General features: G+C 72.1%; 17 protein-coding genes. 13 read left to right on the plus strand and 4 right to left on the minus strand.

Features of this window, described 5'->3' with window-relative positions; all coding sequences use genetic code 11:
• Window positions 1-167: 167 nt before the first annotated feature.
• Genes QOZ86_RS04415 through QOZ86_RS04455 form a run of 9 tightly spaced genes read left to right on the plus strand, consistent with a single transcriptional unit; the run spans window position 168 to window position 12,633 of the window.
• Complete coding sequence (locus QOZ86_RS04415; RefSeq protein WP_284490734.1) at window positions 168-326, plus strand: hypothetical protein; 159 nt, start codon at window positions 168-170, stop codon at window positions 324-326.
• The gene (locus QOZ86_RS04420; protein ID WP_284490735.1) at window positions 323-1,567 is read left to right on the plus strand and encodes a glycosyltransferase family protein; all 1,245 of its coding nucleotides are present in this window, start codon (window positions 323-325) and stop codon (window positions 1,565-1,567) included. Before QOZ86_RS04415 ends, QOZ86_RS04420 begins: the two co-directional genes overlap by 4 nt.
• Complete coding sequence (locus QOZ86_RS04425) at window positions 1,564-2,964, plus strand: phosphotransferase enzyme family protein (RefSeq protein ID WP_284490736.1); 1,401 nt, start codon at window positions 1,564-1,566, stop codon at window positions 2,962-2,964. Before QOZ86_RS04420 ends, QOZ86_RS04425 begins: the two co-directional genes overlap by 4 nt.
• A complete protein-coding gene (locus QOZ86_RS04430; RefSeq protein WP_284490737.1) occupies window positions 2,961-5,150 on the plus strand; it encodes a phosphotransferase family protein in 2,190 nt (729 codons plus the stop codon). Before QOZ86_RS04425 ends, QOZ86_RS04430 begins: the two co-directional genes overlap by 4 nt.
• The gene (locus QOZ86_RS04435; RefSeq protein WP_284490738.1) at window positions 5,135-6,394 is read left to right on the plus strand and encodes a glycosyltransferase family 4 protein; all 1,260 of its coding nucleotides are present in this window, start codon (window positions 5,135-5,137) and stop codon (window positions 6,392-6,394) included. The genes QOZ86_RS04430 and QOZ86_RS04435 overlap by 16 nt, the downstream gene beginning before the upstream one ends.
• A complete protein-coding gene (locus tag QOZ86_RS04440) occupies window positions 6,391-7,716 on the plus strand; it encodes a phosphotransferase family protein (protein WP_284490739.1) in 1,326 nt (441 codons plus the stop codon). Before QOZ86_RS04435 ends, QOZ86_RS04440 begins: the two co-directional genes overlap by 4 nt.
• The gene (locus QOZ86_RS04445) at window positions 7,713-9,794 is read left to right on the plus strand and encodes an ABC transporter ATP-binding protein (RefSeq protein WP_284490740.1); all 2,082 of its coding nucleotides are present in this window, start codon (window positions 7,713-7,715) and stop codon (window positions 9,792-9,794) included. Before QOZ86_RS04440 ends, QOZ86_RS04445 begins: the two co-directional genes overlap by 4 nt.
• Complete coding sequence (locus QOZ86_RS04450) at window positions 9,791-11,191, plus strand: phosphotransferase (RefSeq protein ID WP_284490741.1); 1,401 nt, start codon at window positions 9,791-9,793, stop codon at window positions 11,189-11,191. Before QOZ86_RS04445 ends, QOZ86_RS04450 begins: the two co-directional genes overlap by 4 nt.
• A complete protein-coding gene (locus tag QOZ86_RS04455; protein ID WP_284490742.1) occupies window positions 11,188-12,633 on the plus strand; it encodes a phosphotransferase in 1,446 nt (481 codons plus the stop codon). Before QOZ86_RS04450 ends, QOZ86_RS04455 begins: the two co-directional genes overlap by 4 nt.
• A gap of 301 nt (window positions 12,634-12,934) precedes the next feature.
• Here QOZ86_RS04455 and QOZ86_RS04460 read toward each other — a convergent pair whose 3' ends face one another.
• Together QOZ86_RS04460 and QOZ86_RS04465 are read right to left on the minus strand one after the other, a co-directional pair.
• Complete coding sequence (locus QOZ86_RS04460; RefSeq protein WP_284490743.1) at window positions 12,935-14,041, minus strand: 2-oxoacid:ferredoxin oxidoreductase subunit beta; 1,107 nt, start codon at window positions 14,039-14,041, stop codon at window positions 12,935-12,937.
• Window positions 14,038-16,026 (minus strand): 2-oxoacid:acceptor oxidoreductase subunit alpha, encoded by a 1,989-nt coding sequence (locus QOZ86_RS04465; RefSeq protein ID WP_284490744.1) that lies wholly within the window; start codon window positions 16,024-16,026, stop codon window positions 14,038-14,040. Before QOZ86_RS04465 ends, QOZ86_RS04460 begins: the two co-directional genes overlap by 4 nt.
• 165 nt (window positions 16,027-16,191) lie before the next feature.
• Here QOZ86_RS04465 and htpX point away from each other — a divergent pair, with 165 nt between their 5' ends.
• From htpX to QOZ86_RS04485, 4 genes are all read left to right on the plus strand, one after another.
• Window positions 16,192-17,061 (plus strand): zinc metalloprotease HtpX, encoded by an 870-nt coding sequence (gene htpX / locus QOZ86_RS04470; protein ID WP_284490745.1) that lies wholly within the window; start codon window positions 16,192-16,194, stop codon window positions 17,059-17,061.
• 583 nt (window positions 17,062-17,644) lie between these two features.
• Entirely contained in the window at window positions 17,645-17,818 is a 174-nt protein-coding gene (locus QOZ86_RS04475; RefSeq protein ID WP_284490746.1) for a hypothetical protein, read from the plus strand.
• Between the two features lie 693 nt (window positions 17,819-18,511).
• A complete protein-coding gene (locus QOZ86_RS04480; RefSeq protein WP_284490747.1) occupies window positions 18,512-19,156 on the plus strand; it encodes a hypothetical protein in 645 nt (214 codons plus the stop codon).
• A 700-nt stretch (window positions 19,157-19,856) separates the two neighbouring features.
• Window positions 19,857-20,069 carry a hypothetical protein gene (locus tag QOZ86_RS04485; protein ID WP_284490748.1) on the plus strand — a complete coding sequence of 71 codons (213 nt, stop codon included), beginning with the start codon at window positions 19,857-19,859 and terminating at the stop codon, window positions 20,067-20,069.
• 97 nt (window positions 20,070-20,166) lie between these two features.
• Here QOZ86_RS04485 and QOZ86_RS04490 read toward each other — a convergent pair whose 3' ends face one another.
• Window positions 20,167-20,382 carry a hypothetical protein gene (locus QOZ86_RS04490; protein ID WP_284490749.1) on the minus strand — a complete coding sequence of 72 codons (216 nt, stop codon included), beginning with the start codon at window positions 20,380-20,382 and terminating at the stop codon, window positions 20,167-20,169.
• Window positions 20,383-20,406: 24 nt separating this feature from the next.
• On the minus strand, window positions 20,407-20,529 hold the full coding sequence (locus tag QOZ86_RS04495) for a hypothetical protein (protein ID WP_284490750.1): 123 nt from the start codon (window positions 20,527-20,529) through the stop codon (window positions 20,407-20,409).
• Window positions 20,530-20,680: the final 151 nt, after the last annotated feature.

Raw genomic sequence — 20,680 nt, forward strand, 5'->3', positions numbered from 1 at the left:
TCATCTTCTGTTCACCCTCCGTGACGCCGCAGGCGAGTAGACTCGCTCGACCGTCTCTCTGCTCCGAACCCCATTGTCAGCGGCAGGCGCCGTCCTTAGAGTCCCCGATCGCCGCACGAGAACTCCGTCCACGGAGGGACAGCGGTCGAGCTCTCCCGGGGGCGGATGTGGGTTGCGTACTACTGACCGGTATCGCGGACTTCATCGATCCCGACGCGCTGGTCCACTCCTCGGCCGGTACCCGGACCGGACTGCTGCTGGCTGCCGACGGGGTCGGCAGCCGGGCCGGGGTCGGCCGCGACCAGCTCCTGCGGGGCATGTCGTGAGCGACGCACACGAGCCGCGGCTGCTCATCTATTCGCAGGACGGATTGGGCCTGGGCCACCAGCGACGCACCACCCTGCTGGCGAACGAGTTCCTGAACCGGTGCCCCGGTGCGAGCGCCCTCACCGTCTCGGACTCGCCCCTCGGGAAGTTCTTCGCGTCGGCGACGGGACACGACTACTGCAAGCTCCCGTCGGTGCAGAAGGTCGGCCCCGGGAACTGGCGGCCGGTCTCGCTGGCCTCCTCGTTCGCCGACGTCCTCGACGTGCGGCGGGCGATCCTGCGGTCCACGGTCCAGGCCTTCCGTCCCGACGTGCTCCTCGTGGACCACATGCCGCACGGCGCCATGGGCGAGCTCGTGCCGACGCTCGAGCTGCTGAGAGACGAGTCGACCGTCGTCGTCCTCGGCCTGCGCGACATCCTCGACGCGCCCTCGGTCGTACGGGAACGGTGGCAACTGGAAGGTGCGTTCGAAGCTGTCGAACGCTACTACGACCGGGTGCTGGTGTACGGCTCGTCGGACGTCTTCGACGTCGCCGCCGAGTACGGCTGGCCCGATGCCGCGAGGTCGAAGATCCGGTACTGCGGTTACGTCTGCTCCCCACCGCCGGTCGTGCCCGAGTCCGTACGGTCCCGGTATCTCGACGACGGGGGCGAGGGCTCCCTCGTCGTCGCCATGGCCGGGGGTGGCGCCGACGCCTATCCGCTGTTCGACGCACTCCTCGCCGCCGTGCCGGCCATGCAGGCGGCCGGCCGCTGCCACGTCGTCCTGGTCACCGGCCCGTTCCTGCCCGCCGAGCGGCAACTGGACCTGGTCCGGCGCGCCGAGGACCTCCCCGTCACCGTCCTCGCGTCGGTGTCGGACGCCGTGGCCTACGCCGCGTCGGCCGATCTGGTCGTGGCGATGGCGGGGTACAACACCACGGCGGAGATCCTCTCGGTCGGAACGCCGGCGCTGCTGGTCCCTCGTCCGGGGCCGAGCGCCGAGCAGCAGATGCGTGCCCGGTTGTTCGCCGAGCGCGGGTGGGTCGACTGGCTGCGTCCGGCGGATCTGGATGCGGAGTCCCTGGGCTGCGCGGTCATCGACGCCCTGCACACCCGGTCGGCCATGAGGCCGGTACGTCCCCCGGACCTGTCGGGGCGCACTACGGGTACCGAGTGGCTGATCGAGTCGCTCGACCCGACGTCGAGCCGCATGTCCTCGGTCGCGGACGTGCCCGACGGCGACTACCTGCTGGCATGACGATGGCCGCCCGGTCCGCAGTCTCCGGATGCTCCTCCGCACTCGACCGCGCGCTCGCCGCCGGCGGGGGGCACCGGCCGGTCGCCGAGTTCCTCGGCCTGGTCGCGCCGGGCGAGGTCCGCGACGCCGTGCGGCGCTGCCTGCCGGTCGGCACCGATGCGGAGCTGCACCTGGTCCGTGCGAAGCTCAAGCCGGGACGCAAGCTGACGGCCGAGTACGGCGTGGTGCTGTCCCCCGGCGGGCTCGAGCGCCGCATCTTGGTCACCTGGGTGGCGTCGGGCCTCCCGGCGCCCGGCCGGCATGCCAGCAGCGAGGCCGAGGCGCGACGGCGGGGGGTGCTCGCGCCGTTCCGCCGGTCGTGGGCCACCACGGGCGACGGCAGGATGACCGTCTCCGTGGCGCCGGTCGACGAGGCCTTCCCCCAGTTGGTGCGGCTGCACGACCCGGCACATCTGCACGACCTCCTCGCGAGGGCGTTCCCCGCCGGGCCCTTCGGCGAGGTGGCGACCGGAGACGTCACCGTCGAGACCGTCCGCTACCGGCCGGGACATCGCCACGTCCTGCGGGTGGGCGCCGGCGTGGACGGCTCCGCAGTGTTCGCCAAGGTCTACCGCGACGACACCGGACGGCGGACGGTGGGGGCGGCCGCGCGGGCCGCCGCGGCCTTCGCCGCTGCCGGAGGCGAGGCGGTCGTGACCCCTCCGGGTCCCGGTGCCTACTCGCCGGCGGAGCGCGCCGCTCTCTGGCCCGAGGTGCCCGGCACGCCGCTGTCCGAGGTGATCACCCTGTCCGGCCGGGGCGCCGTCGACGTCGTGCAGGCGGCCGGTTCGACCCTGCGGGTGCTGCACGACGCCGGGTCCGCCGACGGATCGGCCGAGGAGCCGCGGAGTTGCCCCGACGCCTTCGGGCAGGCCGCTGAGACGCTCCGGACGGCCGAGGTCGTCGACGTCCTGGCGCCGGCCGTGGGGGCACGGTTGCGCCGCACGGTCGGCCGGGTGCTGGAGTCGATCGCCGCGCTTCCCGTCGAGGCGCCGACGCTGGTGCACGGCGACTTCAAGTGCGACAACCTCGTCGTCAGCGGTTCCCGGGTGCACCTGCTGGACTTCGACCGGTGCGGACGCGGGGATCCCGCCGCCGACGTGGGCAAGTTCTTCGCGGACCTGCGCTGGTGGTCGGCGGGGGACGCCGCTGTGCGGGCGCGGCTGCACGCGGCCTTCCTCGACGGGTACGGCGCGGTGGACCCGGCGCGCGCGGCCCGGGCACGGGCGTTCGACACCCTGCTGCAGTTGCGGATCGCCGCGCGACGCGTGCCGATCCAGGATCCCGGCTGGGAGGAGCGCGCCACCCGCCTGGTGGACGCGGCCGTGATCACGCTGGCCGAGGAGCCGGGCCCGTGACGGCCGTGGTCGCTCCGGCTCCCGCGCTGGACCCGGCACTGCCCGACCTGTCCCGAGCCCTGTCGGCGCATCCACCCGGCACGGCCCCCGAGGACGACTGCCGTGTCCTCCACGTCGAGTGGCTGCCCCGGCGCCGATGCCGTGTGGTCCACGAGGTCCGGGCCCCCGGGCGGAGGACGACGCTGATCGCATACGTCATCACGCCCTCGGGAACCACGGTCGAGGCCCCGGCGGACGATCCCGGGCTCCCCGGCCTGGCCGCCGCGCTGAACCCGGCTCACGTGAGCGACCGCCTGGCCGTGCTGCTCGGGACCCGGATCCGTGCCTGCGCGATCACGCCGATCGCCTACCGTCCCGCAACCCGGGCGGTCGTGGCGTACGACGTCGAGGCGGCACCCGGCCGGACGAGGCTCTACGCCAAGGTCCTGGCCGAGGGCTGCGAGCGCTACGCGGCGGCGGCCGCGGCCATCTCCGCATGGGCGCGCGGACGGGGAGCGCCCGCTCCCGTGCCCGACGTCGTGGCCGTGTGGCGCGATCTCGGCGCGGTCGTCCAGCAGGCAGCACCCGGACGCGACCTCTCCGGCGTGCTCAGGGACGACGCGCTTCCCGAGCGGGAACGTCTCGGCTACGCCGAACTCCTCGGGCAACTGCTCGCCCGGATCCACGCGACGCCGTGGGCGACCGGACCGCGGTGGAGCGCGGAGGACGAGCTGAGCGCCCTGGAGCTCCTGCTGCCCGCCACGTGCCATGCCGATCCCGCGGTCGGGCGCCGGCTCGCCACGCTGCTGGACCGCCTCGCCGACGTGCTGCCGGCCGAGGAGCAGCCGGTGTTCTCCCACGGCGCCTTCCGCAGCGGCCAGGTGCTGCTGGCCGACGGCGTCCTCTCCCTCCTCGACCTGGACACGGTGAGCAGTTCTGACCCGGCGCGGGATGCCGGGAACGCGTTCGCCTACCTGTCGTGGGCAGCCGTTCGCGGCGCGCTGGAACCGGGCCTGGCCGCTGCGCTGCAGGAGGTGTTCCTCGCCGGGTACGCCGACGGCCGGGCGAGGCTGGACACCGAGGCCGTCGTGTGGTGGACCGCGGCGGCGATGGCGAAGATCGCGGGCCGTCGCTTCCGGGGCCTCGCCACCACGGAGTGGGGCTCCGTCCCCGAACTCCTGGGCCGCGCCGGCATGCTCGTGGCCCCGGTGGCCGCCGTCGGGATACCCGGCCAGGGAGCACAGCCGGGCTCGCCGCCGTCAGTGGACCCCCTCGACGCCGACCGGATGACCGACGTCCTGCGCCGCGTGCCCGCCCTGCGGGCCGCCGACGGCCTCCGCGTGGTCCATGCCCGGCCCCTCGCCGTCGCGGCGGGCCGACGACGGGTCGTGCGGTACGAGGTCGAGGGTCTCGTCGGCGGCCCCGTGGCGCTGGTCGGGAAGAGCTACGCCGATCGGCACCGGTCCTCCATCGCCTACGACAACCTCCGGCTGCTCCACGGCGAGGTCTTCGCGGGGACGCCGACGTGCACCGTCCCCGCACCGGTCTGCCACCTCCCCGCGCAGCGCATGGTGCTGTACCGGGAGGTGGCCGGTACCGCGCTCGACCAGCCGGCCGCCGGGAACGGCGTACCCGCAGCCGGCCTGGCCGCCCGATGGCTGGCCACGCTGCACGGCTCCGCAGCCGTGCTCGCCCGCCGCCTGGACCTCACCCACGAGCTGGTCGACGTCGGGACGTGGGCGGCGTGCGTGGGGGACAGGGCGCCAGAGGCCCGGGCAGCGGCCCATCTCCTGGCCGAACGGCTGGCCGCCGCTGCCGCGGAGCTGCCGGCCCTGCCGGAGGTGCCGATCCACAAGGACTTCCACGCCGGTCATGTACTCGTCGTGCCCGACGGCGTCGCCGTCATCGACCTCGACGAGGCCCGCATGGGCGATCCCGCTCTCGACGTCGCGCACCTCACCGCCTGTCTCGACGCCTTCCCGTCGCCCCGAGCGGTCGAGATCCGGGCCGCCTTCCTCGATGCCTACGGCGCGCTCCCCGGCCCCGCGCCGGAGGTGCGCGTGGCCTTCTTCGGCGCCTACACGAACCTGAAGATCGCCAAGCAGCTCGTCACGGAACGGGGCCCGGTGCGCCCGGCGCCCGGTCAGGAGCGGGCGACGGCTCTGACGTCGGCGCTCCGGAGGGGAGTGGCGTGCCTCGACATGTGATGTACCTCGTGCGCAGCTGGCCCCGGCTGTCGCAGACCTTCGTCGTCGACGAGGTGATCGCCCAGGAGAAGCTGGGGACCCGGCTCGAGCTCTACAGCCTGACGCGCTCGGGGGAGCCGCTCGTGCAGCCGCAGGTCGGGTCCGTGACCGCGCCGGTCCACTACCTCGACCAGCGTCGTCCGCGTCCCTGGCGCGCCGCGATGCGTGATCATGCCCTCGTGGCGCGCTCGGCGCCCCGTGCCTATGCGGCGACGACGGTGTTCGCGGCGCTCCGGCCGCACCTGACCCGCGGCTACGCGACGCTGTCGACCCTCGGCTGCTTCGCCGCCGCGGTGCGACTCGGCGCGGAGGTCCACCGGGCCCGCCTGCGCGGTACGCCGTTCGACCACCTGCACGCGCACTTCGCGCACGACCCGGCCCTCACGGTGCTGTTCACCAGCCGGCTGACCCGCGTGCCGTACAGCGTCACCGCCCACGCGCGCGACCTCTACCAGACCCGGGCCGGCAACCTGCGCACCCGCGTCCGCGGCGCGACGGCAGTGGTGACCTGCTGCGCCGCCAACGTCGACTACCTGCACTCGGTGCTGCCGGCGTCGCTCCATCCCCGCGTGCACCTCGTCCACCACGGCGTCGAGGTCGACCGCTTCGTCCCCGCACCGCGGACCGGCGCCGGTTCCCCGGTCGAGATCGTCTCCGTCGGACGGCTGGTCGAGAAGAAGGGGTTCGCCGATCTGTTGCACGCCTGCCTGCGGGTGAAGGAGACGACGACCGCGCCCTTCCGGCTGCGCATCTACGGGGACGGACCGATGCGGGCCGATCTCGTCGACCTCCGCGACCGGCTCGGGCTGCACGACGAGGTCGAGCTGGTGGGGGAGCGCGACGCGGAGGAGATCCTGCGCGCCTATCAGCGGGCCGACATCTTCGCGCTCACTCCCTGCGTGACGGCCGACGGCGACCGGGATGGTGTGCCGAACGTCATCGTCGAGGCGATGGCGTGCGGCCTGCCGGTCGTCACCACCGACGCGGGCGGGATACCGGAGGCGGTGCGGCACCGCGTGAACGGCCTGGTCGCCTCCCCGCGCGACGTCGGGACACTGGCCCGTCACCTCACCGCGCTGGTCGCCGACGAGGCCTGCCGCTGGAGGCTGGGCGACGCCGGACGCCGCATGGTCGAGCAGCGTTTCGACGTCCGCTCGGCCGCCTGCCGGCTGTCCGCCGTGTTCGCCGGAGCGACGGCGCCATGACTCCTCTGCGGCTGCCCGGCGCCGCGACGCCCCCGGTCCCGCTGCGTCGCGTCGAGGAGATGATGGATGCCCACGTCATGGGTCCCCGCCTCAGCGCGGCGATCGGCGCGGGGGGACACGGCCGATGCCACGTCCTGGACGCCAAGTTCGAGCCCGGCGTGCGGTGCACCGTCCTCTACCGTGCCGGTGACCGGCTCGTGCGTGGTGATCTGCTGGCCGATGTCACGGGGGACGAGGGCTTCTCGCGGGCCGTCGTGGCCCCCGGGGTGCGGCTGTCCGTCTACCCGCACGATCCGGATCTGCCCGGGCTGGCCGACGTGGCGGACCCGGCGAGGCTGCGCCGCGCGCTCGGTGCGGCGCTGGGGGACGCCCTGCACGGTGGGGGCCCGATCGTCCGGTGCCGCGTGGACCTCGTGCGCTACCGGCCCGGCAAGCGGGCGACCCTGGCGGTGCAGGTCCGTGGTCGGTCGGGGACGTCGGCCGCCCGCGCGCAGCGGTTCGTCGTCAAGAGCTATCACGACGGCGGGAAGGCGGCGGCGGTCGCGGCGGAGGCGGTGCTGCTCGACGCCACTGCCGATCCGGCCGCACCGCTGCGCTTCGCAGCCGTGCGCGCCCACCTGCCCGATCTGTCGCTGGTCGTCCAGGAGCACGTCGCCGGCGTCCGCCTCGACGAGGTGCTCCGCCGTCCGGGCACCGCGCCGGGGCGCGCGCTCGAGCGGGCCGCCGCGGCGCTCGCCGCGTTCCACGCTCAGCCCGTCGTCAGCGGCCGCACCCGCGTCATCGACGCCGAGCTGGCCCGCTTCGTCACCCGCGGACGCCGGGTGGCGCAGGTCGACCGTGGGACCGGTGCCGCTCTCGTGGATCTCGCCAACCGGCTCACCGCGACGAGGGACGACGTCCCGGGAGGGGTCGTCGGGCTCGTGCACGGGGACTGCAAGCCCAGCCAGTTCCTCCTGCGCGGGGAGCGGGAGGTCGTGCTGCTGGACCTCGACTCGTGCGGACGGGCCGACCCCGCCGGCGACGTGGGGATCTTCCTGGCCACGCTGCGCCAGCACGGGATCCGGGACGCGCTGGCGCGCCGGACCACACCGCCGGCCGCGGCGGTGCAGGGCGCTCTCGCGGAGGTGTTCCTCGCCGGGTACCTGACCGCAGCGGGAGGAGCGTCGGACGACGACCTGCGGCGGCGGATCGCGTGGTACGAAGCGGTCGCCCTGGAGCGCAAGGCGCTCCGGTGCTTCGCCCGGGCACCGAGGTCGCCGCTGACCCGGGCGCTCGTGGAGCACGCGCACGCCCGTCTGGACCGGTCGGGCGCAAACCGATGAGTGCGATCCGCTCGGCGACGGCGGGAGTGCCGTCCGACACGAGGGTTCCCGAGAAGCCCTCGTCGCCCCAGCGGGTGCGGCTCTCGGACTACCGCCGCGGGTTCGCGCTCCTCCGCCGCTTCCACGGTGGACGGCGGCCGTTCGCCCTGGGATCGCTGCTGCTCCTCGTGGAGGCCCTCGCCGCGGTCGTCGAGCCCATTCCCATCGCCTACCTCATCGACTACCTGCAGGGCAGCGCCGCGGCGCTCCGGGAGCTCGGTTGGCCGGGCTTCGGGCGGTCGGAGCGAGCCGAGACGATCGCCCTGCTGATCGTGGGCATCGTGCTGCTCGCCGCGGTCAACAGCGCGGCCGACTCGCTCGCCGAGGTGTGCCTGGCGCGCGGCGGCCGGATGCTCGGCTACAACATCCGCGTCGCGATGTACTCGCACCTCCAGCGGCTCTCGCTGGCCTACCACGACAGGCGCCGCACCGGTGACGTCCTGACCCGCGTGACGGGCGACGTCCTCGTGGTGGAGGACTTCGTCGTCAAGTCCCTGAGCAACCTGCTCGGCAGCTTCCTGGTGCTCGTGGGCACGGTCGGGGTCCTCCTGTGGAAGGAGTGGACCGTCGCGCTCATCGCCGTGGTGGTCATCCCCACGCTGGCGCTCGTCTCCGACTACTTCTCACGGCGGATGAAGGCGCTGTCGAAGACGCAGCGCGCCCGGGAGGGCGAGCTGGCGTCCACCACCCAGGAGATGCTGACCTCGATCCGGCTGGTGCAGAGCTACGGCCGAGGCAGCGTGGACCTGGAGCGCTTCTCGGAGCAGACGGACAAGAGCATGCGCGCTGCCGTGGGAGTGGCGACGGTCCAGGCGCAGTTCAGCTTCGTCATCGCGCTGCTCGAAGCCTTCACGATCTCCGCGATCGTGTGGATCGGGGTGCTGCTGGTCGACAGTGCGGCCATCTCCGTCGGCACCCTGGTCTTCTTCGTGCTGGTCGCGCAGAACATGTTCAAGCCGTCCCGCAAGATCGTCAGCGAGTGGTACAAGGTCGGCAAGGTCCTCGCGAGCGTCGACCGCATCAGCGACCTGCTCGACCTGGTGCCGGCAGTGGAGGACCGACCCGACGCCCGGCCGGCTCCGGCCTTCCGCGGACAGGTGGCCTTCCGCAGCGTGACCTTCGCCTACCACGCCGAGCCGGATGACTCCGCCCCGCCGGTCCTCCGCGACGTCGACCTCGAGATCCGGCCGGGGGAGGTCGTGGCGCTCGTCGGGCGCAGCGGTGCGGGCAAGAGCACGATCGCCCAGCTCATCCCGCGGCTCTACGACCCCGACGACGGCGCGGTGTGCATCGACGGCGAGGACGTCCGCGAGTACACCCTCGAGTCGCTCCGCTCGCAGGTGAGCCTCGTCTTCCAGGACACCGTGCTGCTCAGCGGCTCGATCGCCGACAACATCGGCTACGGGATCGAGAGAGCGACTCGCGAGCGGATCGAGCAGGCGGCCCGTCTCGCGAACGCCCACGACTTCGTCGTCGCATTGCCCGACGGCTACGACTCGGAGGTCGGGGAACGGGGGGCGACGCTCTCCGGAGGACAGCGCCAGCGCCTCGCCATCGCCCGCGCCTTCATCCGGCAGGCGCCGATCCTGGTGCTCGACGAACCGACGACCGGCCTCGACGCCGACTCCACCCGCCTGGTCGTCGGAGCCCTGCGGACGCTCATGCGTCGGACGACCACGATCATCATCTCGCACGACCCCGACCTCGTCCGGTGCGCCGACCGGGTCCTCGTCGTGGAGAACGGCGGCATCGCGGAGGAGGGCAGCCCGGCGCAGCTCGCCCGTGCCGGCGGGCGCTACGCGGAACTGATGCGGCGCTGGTCCGCCGGGAACGCCGGCGGCCGCGCGGACGACGGGCGAGGACCCGAGGACCGCGCCACCGTCGAGGAGATCATCCGGCGCCTGCAGGCCGACGGGACACCGGTGCCGGACGGCGGCCGGCCCCACCGGCACGCGCTGCCCGTCAACGGGCGGACGCCCCCGCAGCAGGACGGCTCGGGGTCGACCGCCGCGCCCGCGCTGGAACGGCCCCCCGCATGACTACGGCCACCGCCCTCGCCACTCCCCCCGGGGAGGCGCTGCGTGCGGCGGTCGCCCGCCGTTCACCGCGGGTCGTCGAGGCACTGGATCCCGGCCATGCCCTGGCCCGCGCCCGCGCGTGGGCGGCGCGGTCGGTCCCCGACGCCACGGTCGAGGCGGTGCGGGTGCGGTCGGTGCGCTACCACCCGGACGGCGGCTGCACGCTGCGCTACCTCGTCCAGCTCTCCTCCGCGGGGCCGGAGCGGCTCCTGCTCGTGCGGGTGCCGGCGTCGGGGACCGGCATCGCCGTCCGGCCCTTTCCGGCGGACCCGGACCTGCCGACCCTGCGCCACGCACTCGACCCCCTGCTCATGCGCGAGGTCCTGGGCCGGGTCGTCCCGGGGACCGGTGGCGCGCGCGCGATCGGACGCTGCGAGGTGGACGTCGTCCGCTATCCGCGCGAGGAACGGTGCGTCCTGCGGTACCGGCTCTCACCCGGTGCCGGTGGAGCGGGGGAGCTGCACCATCCCGTCGTGTTCGGGAAGGTGTACGGCGACTCCTCCGCCGCCACCACGGCCGCGGGGCTGCGGGTCCTGCGCGCCGGGCTCCGGGTCCTGCCCGGGCCGCTGCGCGTCGTGGTCCCGCAGCCGCTCGCCGTGGTGCCGTCGCTGCGGTTGGGCCTGACCGAGGCGATTCCCGGACGTCCGGTGCTGCCCGACCTGCTGAGGCGTGCGTGCGAGGCCGGTCCCGGGGCCGATCGGCGACTGCAGGAGGCGGTCGCGGCGGCGGCCCGCGCCGCTGCCGCCGTCCATGCCTGCGACTCCTGGGGCACCCGGCTGCCCGTACGCGACCTCGCCGTGGAGCGGGCGCTGGCCGAGCGGGACCTGACCGCGCTGGACCCGGTGTGGCCGGGGGTCGCCGCATACCTGCGCCGTCGGGTCGTGGGCGCGCTCGAGGCGGTCGCGGGGAACGGGTCCGCGACCGGATGGCCGGTCGTGCCGGTACTCGCCCACGGTGATCTCACACCGGGCCAGGTGCTGCTCGACGACTCCGGCCGGGCGGGGATCGTCGACGTCGACACCCTGTGCGTCGCGGAGCCCGCGCTGGACCTCGGTCGGTTCCTGGCCTACCTGCACGTCGCCGGCATCCGCCGGTCCCCGGCGGCGTGGCCGTTGCTGGCCGACCTGACCGGGATCTTCCTCACGACTTATCTCGACGTGCAGGCGCCCTCCGCCGGGGCGGGGAACGTGGCCGTGGACGCGCGCCGGTTGCTGCTGGCACGCACGGCCGCGTACCGCGTCCTGGCGCTCGCCCGCCTGGGCGCCAGCGCCTGCCGGCAGTTGAAGGACGACCGGCTGGGCGCGGCCACCGATGTGCTCGACGCGGGGAACGACTGGATGAGGAGCGTGGCGGTATGACGCCAGGTCTCGAGGACAGGGACGTGGTTGCGGCGCTCGAGGAGTTCGCCGGCCTTCCCGACTGGCTGGCGGGGGTCATGGCACCGGGACGCGTCGCCGGGGCCCTGCGAGGCGTGGTCGCGGAGATGCCCGGACCGCGGATCGAGGTGACCGGCGCGGATATCGACCGGTTGCGCGCGAAGGGCGACACCTGGCAGGTCCACTGCCGGGTGTCGGTGGTCCGGGACGGGCGGCCGGAGGACCTCGTCCTCGTCGGGCAACTCCTCCCACCGGGCTCCCCGTCGCCGCCGGAGGGCGTGGCCGCTCCCTTGGGAGAAGCCGGCTGGAGCTGCTACCTCGCCGACCTGCGACTGCACCTGGCGGTGGAGGTGGCCGACGCCGCGCTCCCGGCCCTGCCCTCGCTCGTCGAGGCGGACAGGGCCGTCGAGGTGCTGCAGCGGAGCCTGCGCGAGGCGGGCCACGACGCCGAAGTCGTCGGCTGCGTTCCCGACGTCGTCCGGTACAAGCCCGGCAGCCGCTGCACCATCGTCTACCGCATGCAGTACCGGGACGGCGTCCCGGGGCCGGATCCGCTCGTCGCCAAGACGCACCAGGGCGACAAGGGGCGGACGGCCTGGGAGGCGATGCGTGCGCTGTGGGCGGCGCCCGTCGCGCGGAGCGGCGTCGTGACCCTGGCCGAGCCGCTCGCCTATCTACCGGAGGAGCGGGTGCTCATCCAGGGGCCCGTGCCGGAGGAACGCACGCTGAGGGACCTCGCCCGGGACGCACTGACCGACGTGCTGACCACGGGGTCGTCCGGCTCACTGGCGGAACTGCGCGAGATGCTCGCCCGCACGGCGGTCGCGCTGGCCGCGCTGCACGGCAGCGGGGCGCAGTACGGACGGGTCGCGACGTGGGACGAGGAGCTGGCGGAGCTCCGGGGGGTCGTCGCCCGGCTGGCCACCACCGTGCCCCGGGTCGGCTCGGCGGCCGATCCCCTACTGGGCCGCCTGGCGGACGTGCACTCGTCGGTTCCGCCGGACCTGCTGGTCAGCGCGCATCACGACTTCCGTCCGGCCCAGGTCCTGCTGCACGGTGGCCAGGTCGGTTTCATCGACTTCGACGGGTCCTGCCGGGCGGAGCCGGCGCTGGACCTGGGGCGTTTTCGCGCGAAGCTGCGCGACATCGGCATCAGCGCTTTCTCCGAGGCCGCGCGGTCGGGGGCCGGGGTGCTCGCGCTCGAGGACCACCTCGGCCTGCTCGACGAGTTGTGCGACGACTTCCTCGCCGAGTACCAGAACCATGCGTCGGTCACCGCGCCGCGCGTCGTGCTCTGGGAGACGACGGATCTGCTCACCGCCCTGCTGCACGCGTGGACGAAGGTCCGGACCGCGCGCGTGGCACCGCGGCTGGCCGTGCTCCGCCACACGCTCCGCACCGCTCCGGTGTTCGCCATGGACTGACCCGGCCACGCCACCGGGGCTCGGGGCGCTCCTCCTCACCCGGCCCGCCGGAGCGAACGGTCCCGGACCCGAGGCGGCACCGCGGTGCCCGGTGTCAGCGGAGGGCAGGCCTGCGGCTCCCGAGCACCGTGCGGATCGGTAGCACGCCGCCCACACCGGGTCCGGGTCGTCCGCGCCGGCGAGGGTCGGCCGGCACCACCAGGCCGGACCGGGCCGGGCCGGGCTGGTGGTGGGGTCGCCGCGCCGACGCGGCGAGAACTGCGCGAGGCGCTGCCGGTCCTCACGGCGGTGCTGCGGGAGTTCAGGCGGTGACGGTCCAGGTGTCCCCACCGGCGAGCAGGGCGTCCAGCTCGCCGGGGCCCTGCAGCTGTGCCTCGTGCAGCTGCTCGGCCATCATCGCGTCGTACGACGGCTTCTGGACCGACCGGAAGACGCCCATCGGCGTGTAGCGGAGGTCCTGCGAGGACAGCCGGGACAGCGCGAACGCGTAGGACGGGTCCTCGCGGGTGGCGTCGTGCACCACGATCCCGCTCGCGTCGACCTGGTTGGTCTCGGCGATCCGCAACCCACCGAAGTCGTCGCGGACCACGCAGGAGGCGCCGTCCGGGCCGAACACCAGCGGCTTGCCGTGCTCGAGCGGGATCGTCCACATCGGGCCCGTGGCCGGGTCCTTGAGCAGCTCGAACGCCCCGTCGTTGAAGATGTTGCAGTTCTGGTAGATCTCCACCAGCGACGTGCCCTGGTGCTCGGCGGCCTGCCGCAGCACCTCGGTCAGCCCCTTGCGGTCGGAGTCCATCGCCCGGCCGACGAAGGTGGCATCGGCGCCGAGAGCCAGCGACACCGGGTTGAACGGGTGGTCCAGCGAGCCCATCGGCGTGGACTTGGTGACCTTCCCGATCTCGGAGGTGGGGGAGTACTGGCCCTTGGTGAGCCCGTAGATCCGGTTGTTGAACAGCAGGATCGTCATGTTGACGTTGCGCCGCAGGGCGTGGATCAGGTGATTGCCGCCGATGGACAGCGCGTCGCCGTCGCCGGTGACGACCCAGACCGACAGGTCGGGGCGGGAGGCGGCCAGCCCGGTGGCGATCGCCGGGGCGCGGCCGTGGATCGAGTGCATCCCGTAGGTGTTCATGTAGTACGGGAAGCGCGACGAGCACCCGATGCCCGAGACGATCACCATGTCCTCGCGGGCGATGCCGAGGCTGGGCAGGAAGCTCTGGACCGCGTTGAGGATGACGTAGTCACCGCACCCGGGGCACCAGCGCACCTCCTGGTCGGTCTTGAGGTCCTTGCCCTTGAGCGCCGTCTGCTTCTCGCCCTGGCTCTCGACCGAGGCGGTGATGGCGTCCGCGATGGGACCGGGCGGGGTCGACGACCCAGCCGGCATGCCGAGATCGATGGTGCTCACTGGAGTGCTCCGTTCGCGGCGGCGGGGTTTCCGGTGTCGATGGCGTCCTGGATGACGGCGGCCAGCTCGGCGGAGCGGAACGGCATCCCGCGCACCTGGGTGTGGCTCTGGACGTCGACCAGGTACTTGGCGCGCAGCAGCAGGGCCAGCTGCCCGAGGTTCATCTCCGGGCAGATCACCCGGTCGTACCGGCCCAGGACCTCGCCGAGGTCGGCCGGGAACGGGTTGATGTGCCGCAGGTGGATCTGGGCGACCTTGCGGCCGGAGGTGCGGATCCGCCGGCAGGCGGCGCCGATGGGGCCGTAGGTGGAACCCCACCCGATGACGGCGACGCGGGCGTCACCGTCGGGGTCCTCGACGTCGGTCGGCGGGATCGACGCGGCGATGCCGTCGATCTTGGCCTGACGCGTGCGGGTCATGAAGTCGTGGTTGGCCGGGTCGTAGGAGATGTTGCCGGTCCGGTCGGCCTTCTCCAGCCCGCCGATCCGGTGCTGCATGCCCGCGGTGCCCGGGATGGCCCAGGCGCGGGCGAGGGTATCCGGATCCCGCAGGTAAGGGAGGAACTCGCCGTCCTCGCCGTTCGGCTCGGTGGCGAAGTCGACGGCCGGCTTCAGGTCGGGGAGGGAGTCGGCGTCCGGGATGGCCCACGGCTCCGCGCCGTTGGCCAGGTAGCCGTCCGACAGCAGCATGACCGGCGTCCGGTAGGCCAGTGCGATCCGCGCGGCCTCGACGGCGGCGTCGAAGCAGTCGCCGGGGGAGCGCGGCGCGATCACCGGCACCGGGGCCTCGCCGTTGCGGCCGAACATCGCCTGCAGCAGGTCCGACTGCTCGGTCTTGGTGGGCAGGCCGGTCGAGGGCCCGCCGCGCTGCACGTCGATGATGACCAGCGGCAGCTCGGTCATGACCGCCAGGCCGATCGTCTCGCCCTTGAGCGCCACGCCGGGGCCCGACGTCGTGGTGATCCCGAGCGCGCCGCCGAACGAGGCGCCGAGGGCCGCGCCGATGCCGGCGATCTCGTCCTCGGCCTGGAAGGTGCGCACGCCGAAGGACTTGTGCCGGGAGAGCTCGTGCAGGATGTCCGACGCCGGGGTGATCGGGTAGGCGCCGAGGAACACCGGCAGGCCCGAGCGCTGACCGGCGGCCACGAGCCCGAGGGCGAGCGCCTGGTTGCCGGAGATGTTCCGGTAGCGGCCCGGCTTCATCGGGGCCGGCTTGATCTCGTAGGAGACGGCGAACGCCTCGGTGGTGTCCCCGTAGTTGTAGCCGGCCCGGAACGCGGCGATGTTGGCCGCGGCGATCTCCGGCTTCCGGCGGAACGTGCGCTCGAGGAAGCGGATCGTGCCCTCGGTCGGGCGGTGGTACATCCACGACAGCAGGCCGAGCGTGAACATGTTCTTGCTCCGCTCGGCCTCCTTCTTGCCCAGGCCCGAGTCGGCGAGCGCGTCGAGGGTCATCGAGGTCAGCGGCACGCTGACCGTCTGCCACCCCTCGAGGGAGCCGTCCTCCAGCGGGTTGGTCGCGTAGCCGACCTTCGCCAGGTTCCGCGGCGTGAACTCGTCGGCGTCGACGATGAGCAGACCGCCGCCGGGCAGCTCCGCGAGGTTGGCCTTGAGGGCCGCGGGATTCATGGCGACCAGGACGTCCGGCGCGTCGCCCGGCGTCATGACGTCGTGGTCGGCGAACTGCAGCTGGAAGGAGCTGACGCCCGGGAGAGTCCCCGTCGGCGCCCGGATCTCGGCGGGGAAGTTCGGCAGCGTCTTCAGGTCGTTGCCGAAGGACGCCGTCTCACTGGTGAAGCGGTTGCCCGTGAGCTGCATGCCGTCGCCGGAGTCACCGGCCAGCCGGATGACGACGCGGTCGAGTTCGACGACGCTCTTCACCAGCCCGCCGGGTGCGGAGCTGGACACCGGGGTGGCCACGTCGTCCGTCGAGGCCGACGGCGCGACGGTCGGGTTGGTGCCAGTCATCAGCGGTTCTACCTCCACCGGGCGAGGTTACGTGCGTGTGTCGGCGCCGGGAATGTGCAACCGGACACGCTGGAGCAGCGAGGGATCCCACCGCGTTCGCACCTGCCAACCGCGCCGGGGGCCCCGGCATTCCGCGCCGTCCCGCGCGGGAACGGGCGGTCGGGGGACGGCGTTGGAGCGGACGTGCAACGCTGGAACAACGGACTGAAGACCGCCGTCCTCCTCGGGCTGATGGGCGGGCTCATCCTGATGGCGGGCGCGCTCATCGGTGGCCGTGGTGGGCTCTTCATCGCGCTGCTGATCGCCCTCGGCGTCAACGGGTACGCGTACTTCAACTCCGACAAGCTGGCCTTGCGGTCGATGCGGGCCTTCCCGGTCACCGAGACGCAGGCCCCGCAGTTGTACGCGATCGTCCGGGAGCTGGCCACCGAGGCGCGGCAGCCGATGCCCCGCCTCTACGTCAGCCCGACCAACCAGCCGAACGCCTTCGCCACCGGCCGCAACCCCCGCAACGCCGCCGTGTGCGTGACCCAGGGCATCCTCGAGCTGCTCGACCGGCGGCAGCTGCGCGGTGTGCTGGCCCACGAGCTCTCGCACGTCTACAACCGCGACATCCTGATCAGCTCCGTCGCCGGTGCGATGGCCACGGTGATCACCTACCTGGCGCACATGGCGATGTTCGCGTCGCTGTTCGGCGGCCGGTCCGACGAGGACCGCGGCGGCGGCAACGCCCTCGGGGGGCTCCTGCTCATGCTGCTCGGCCCGATCGCCGCGGGCCTGGTCCAGATGGCGGTCAGCCGCAGCCGGGAGTTCCAGGCCGACGCGTCGGGGGCCGCGTTGTCCCAGGATCCGCTGGCCCTGGCCGACGCGCTGCGGGTCATCGAGCGGGGCACCGCTGCCCGCCCGCTGCCGCAGGAGGAACGGCTGGTTGCGCAGAGCCACCTGATGATCGCCAACCCCTTCCGCGGGCAGGGCCTGGCGTCGATGTTCGCCAGCCACCCACCCATGCCCGAGCGGATCGCCCGGCTGGAGCAGATGGCCCGCGAGGGCTGACCGGCATGCGGACCATCTCCGAGCTCGGGCTCGGGCCAGGCCTCGGCTCCGCCGAGCACCCCCCTGCCCGGTAGAACCAGCGAGCGGGATGCTCCGCATGCCGCTCGGGTCCTACCGGTAGTTGTCGAACAGCATCTCGACGCTTTGCTGTTGACGGTGATCGACGGAACTCGGGCCTGACCTGCGTTTTTCTGGTTTGGCACCGTTGGCTGATCATGGCGTCAGTTGGACGTCTTGCGGACTTCCTGCGGACTCGTTGCGGACCACGATCAGAATTCCTGCCGACCAGCTCTCGGCCCGGGACGGCCAATCGGGATGCGTGCTGCCTGCTACCGGGAGACCACGGCTGTCGCAGCGCCTTCCCCGGGGCGCAGACTCACGACATCGCGAAACGGATTGGCGGCACCAACCCGCAACTCACGCCAGCGCCCGCCACGCTCGATGGGGCTACACGCAGGGGTCAGCGTCGGCCGAGGAGCACTGAGGGGGAAGCGTGGCTCGTGCCGGGTTGACCAGGACCGGCCAGAGACAGTCGTCGGGGAGGGGACCGGCGCTCAGCTGTCTCGCGCTCGGCGTCGCGTCGATGACCTCAGAGAGGCCCGCGGTCGAGCTGCCCATGGCGCACGCGTGGCGGGGCCGGCCGGCCGGCCGGACCTTTCCATCGATCAACGTTGGAGTCGGCCAAGCGACCCTCTACCGCATCCTGCGGATGAGCGAACGCAGGAAGGGCCTGTCGACGACGCCTGAACTGCCCTGATCGTGGATGCCACTATCGATGGTCCGCCCTGCAGCCGTTGGCCAGGGCGGTCAGAGCAGCTCGGCGTCGGTGAGGACCGGTTTGCCGCCCCGCCGGTGGCCTTTGAGGCCTGCCCAACGCGGTCAAGATCCCGAGGGCGGCGCGCCCTGGGGATGACGTTGTGCACAAGCGGTGGACACTGGCAGGGAACGTGCTGTACACGACACCACCGACATTCGTGACAACTCACCCATTTCAGTGCAAACTCAGACCCAGCCCGTTCGAGGGCCAATCGCGGGTGGCCCCCGCAGACCATGTCGAAGAAGGCCCCGGGACACCCCGGGGTCTTCTTCGACGTGCCTGCCCGGCGTGTCGTGTCGACATGTAAGCGGATCACCCCCGGCGTGTGACATCGTCAGTGCCGATAGAGATCGAACTCGCCCCTCGATCTGCCGCCCTCGAACGATGAGCGAAGGACTCCGTGCCCGGATACCATCCCGGGCGCCTCGATGCTCGACCGCAGCGGTCAGGCCATCATTGGTGGCCGGCCGCAGGCCCCGCACCGGGCGACGCCCGCGCACCCGCCGTGACCGCATTGTGAAGGCCAGCAAGCGACGCTGGGCTCTGACGTGGCGAGTTGCCCTCGCCATCTTCGGGTTCGCCGTCGGTGTCCTGAACCTGCTTGCCGCCCGGAAGCTCGTTCCACTGTCCCCGATGTGGCAGGTCATCATCATCGTGGCGCTCGGTGCGGTGACCTTCGGCGACAACATCCGGCTGGCCTACCGGCGCTTCAACTCTCCCCGCCGGATGGCCGTCCAGCACCGGGCCCAGAAGACGCTGGCGGGCCTGCTGTACGCCCTGTCGGTGTCGAAGAGTGTCGATCTGCCGTACCTGGGAGCCAGCATCTTCCGAGTGAACAGATCGCGGATAACGCGGCGGCAGACACTCGAGCGCGTCCTGCGCTTCCGGATCAACGACCATCCGCAGCCCACAGACGTCAAGTGGACCAAGGGCAAGGGCGTCATCGGTGAGGCCTGGGACACGAAGCGCAGCGCCTACAAGTACAGGCGGAGCATCGCCAAGGCGTGGGCCGGCAAGCAGGTCGACGAGAAGCAGTTCGCGTCGATGCCGAAGGACACGAAGGGGCGGTTCACCCGAGAGGAGTTCGTCGCAATCGTGGAGAAGTACGGCGAGGTGCGCGCCGTCCCGATCCTCGGGGACGACGGCGCGGTTCTCGGCGTTCTCTCGGTCGACGTCGCGATGGATGCACCGCAGGGGAAGTACCTCGACGACAAGCAGGTCGACACGGCGATCTCAGCGGCGTGCGCCCTGGTGCGCGGAGACGTAGGTCGCTTGTAGAGTCCGGGCACCGGACACCGGAGGCGAACATGGCTCGGAAGTCGCGTCCCAGCGTCAAGGACCCCGTGACTCTCTATCTTCAGATCCTGCGGTCCACTGATCCTGACGAGGTGTTGAGCCTTCGCATCGCGGAAGTCGAAGCCGCCCTCGTCACATCGACCGATACGGGGAGTCGCGGCAACGCACCGGAGTCCGTCGACGCGTGATCTGTTCCGGCGGGTGATCCCCGACATGATTTGAGGGTGAACTGCTGGCCTGACGATATCCGCATAACATGCCGTTTTACCTGCGTGTATAGGCATGGGACGCCGTCGTCAGGCGACGACCGGTTGTGGACGTCCTGCGGACCTGTCGCGGACTCAAGGGGGCTACTGCCCGCAGCACGCACCCTCTCGCCGCTCAGCTGGCTCTGCGTGTCCATCCCGGCGAGGAAGCGGATGGTCATGCACTTAGTCCGTGACGCCTCGACCCTGGTCCGGTCAGTGTCAGTGTGAACTGCCTCACAGTCCTGGTAACCGGGAGCGGTACCCCGGGGTAGCCCCTACGTTCACGTGGGGCGACGCCGCCTCCAGGGGCAGTGGAGACGGCGCCGCCTAACAGATGTACTCCGAACTTGAAGCATAAGTGCTGACTCTCGCCATGGGGTGTCCAACACGTTCCGTCCCCGGCGCTGCCCGCGAGCAGCCAGGGGGACCATGCCATGCCGAGCTACAGACTGCTGGCCGGCCGTATCACCGTCCTGGAGACCTTCGACGCTGAAGACGATGATGAGGCAATCAACTGCGCGCACAAGCTGTCCTTGGACTTCCCGTCCGAGGCGCAGACCTTTGTGGCCCGCTGGGGCTACTTTCTGTTGGAACGCCAGGATGGCTACCTGTGGCGGTTTCTCTTCGCCTGGGTGCCTCAGGACTGAACGTAGAAGGCGCCTCGAGCGGACTCTGCGAATGTTCTGAGGGAGTCCTTGTCCGGTGGCGATGAGGGCGTATCTCTTACCGAGTGGCGAGTTGCGCTCACCACTTGTCGAACGCGCCCGCCGGCGATGCGGACCGGTCCTCGCCTTCGTCGGCACCTCGACCGGCCAGCCGATTATCTCCATCGCCGAGTGCCGGCGATGGTTCATTGCACGTCGTTGTATTGCAGCACATCGGTTTGCCGGCGAGGTCGACATTGCCATATCGGCGGGCGCCACGGCTGATGTGGCGCCGTTGAAACCCGATGTCGCCCACCCACGACTGCCCGAACCCCCGAATCTATAAAGGTTCCGGGCTGGCCAGCGTCCGCAGCGCATGCAGTTGCTCTTCCAGCAGCCAGTGGGTGGAGCGGGCGACATAATCGTCCAGCGTCATCCAGATGAGCCGGAACGGCTGCTCCATTGCTGTGGCGAACCCGGGATTGGCGGCTCTTCGCAGTTGAGGGTGTAGGTAGGGCTGGCGCGTCGGTCCCGGGATAGAGGTCGAGGCCTCCCGAGGATGGAAGTTCTCACACTGCCCATCCGGAAGACCTCGACGTGCCTGACGCTACCTT

Source organism: Blastococcus capsensis, from assembly GCF_030165005.1.
In the GTDB taxonomy this organism is placed as follows: domain Bacteria; phylum Actinomycetota; class Actinomycetes; order Mycobacteriales; family Geodermatophilaceae; genus Blastococcus; species Blastococcus capsensis.

Excerpts from the sequence above, each read along its gene's own strand:
- QOZ86_RS04480 (WP_284490747.1), top strand. The coding sequence starts at position 18,512 with ATGTGGCAGGTCATCATCATCGTGGCGCTCGGTGCGGTGACCTTCGGC.
- QOZ86_RS04450 (WP_284490741.1), top strand. The coding sequence starts at position 9,791 with ATGACTACGGCCACCGCCCTCGCCACTCCCCCCGGGGAGGCGCTGCGT.
- QOZ86_RS04425 (WP_284490736.1), top strand. The coding sequence starts at position 1,564 with ATGACGATGGCCGCCCGGTCCGCAGTCTCCGGATGCTCCTCCGCACTC.
- QOZ86_RS04485 (WP_284490748.1), top strand. The coding sequence starts at position 19,857 with ATGCCGAGCTACAGACTGCTGGCCGGCCGTATCACCGTCCTGGAGACC.
- QOZ86_RS04475 (WP_284490746.1), top strand. The coding sequence starts at position 17,645 with ATGACCTCAGAGAGGCCCGCGGTCGAGCTGCCCATGGCGCACGCGTGG.
- QOZ86_RS04455 (WP_284490742.1), top strand. The coding sequence starts at position 11,188 with ATGACGCCAGGTCTCGAGGACAGGGACGTGGTTGCGGCGCTCGAGGAG.
- QOZ86_RS04445 (WP_284490740.1), top strand. The coding sequence starts at position 7,713 with ATGAGTGCGATCCGCTCGGCGACGGCGGGAGTGCCGTCCGACACGAGG.
- QOZ86_RS04440 (WP_284490739.1), top strand. The coding sequence starts at position 6,391 with ATGACTCCTCTGCGGCTGCCCGGCGCCGCGACGCCCCCGGTCCCGCTG.
- QOZ86_RS04495 (WP_284490750.1), bottom strand. The coding sequence starts at position 20,529 with ATGGAGCAGCCGTTCCGGCTCATCTGGATGACGCTGGACGATTATGTC.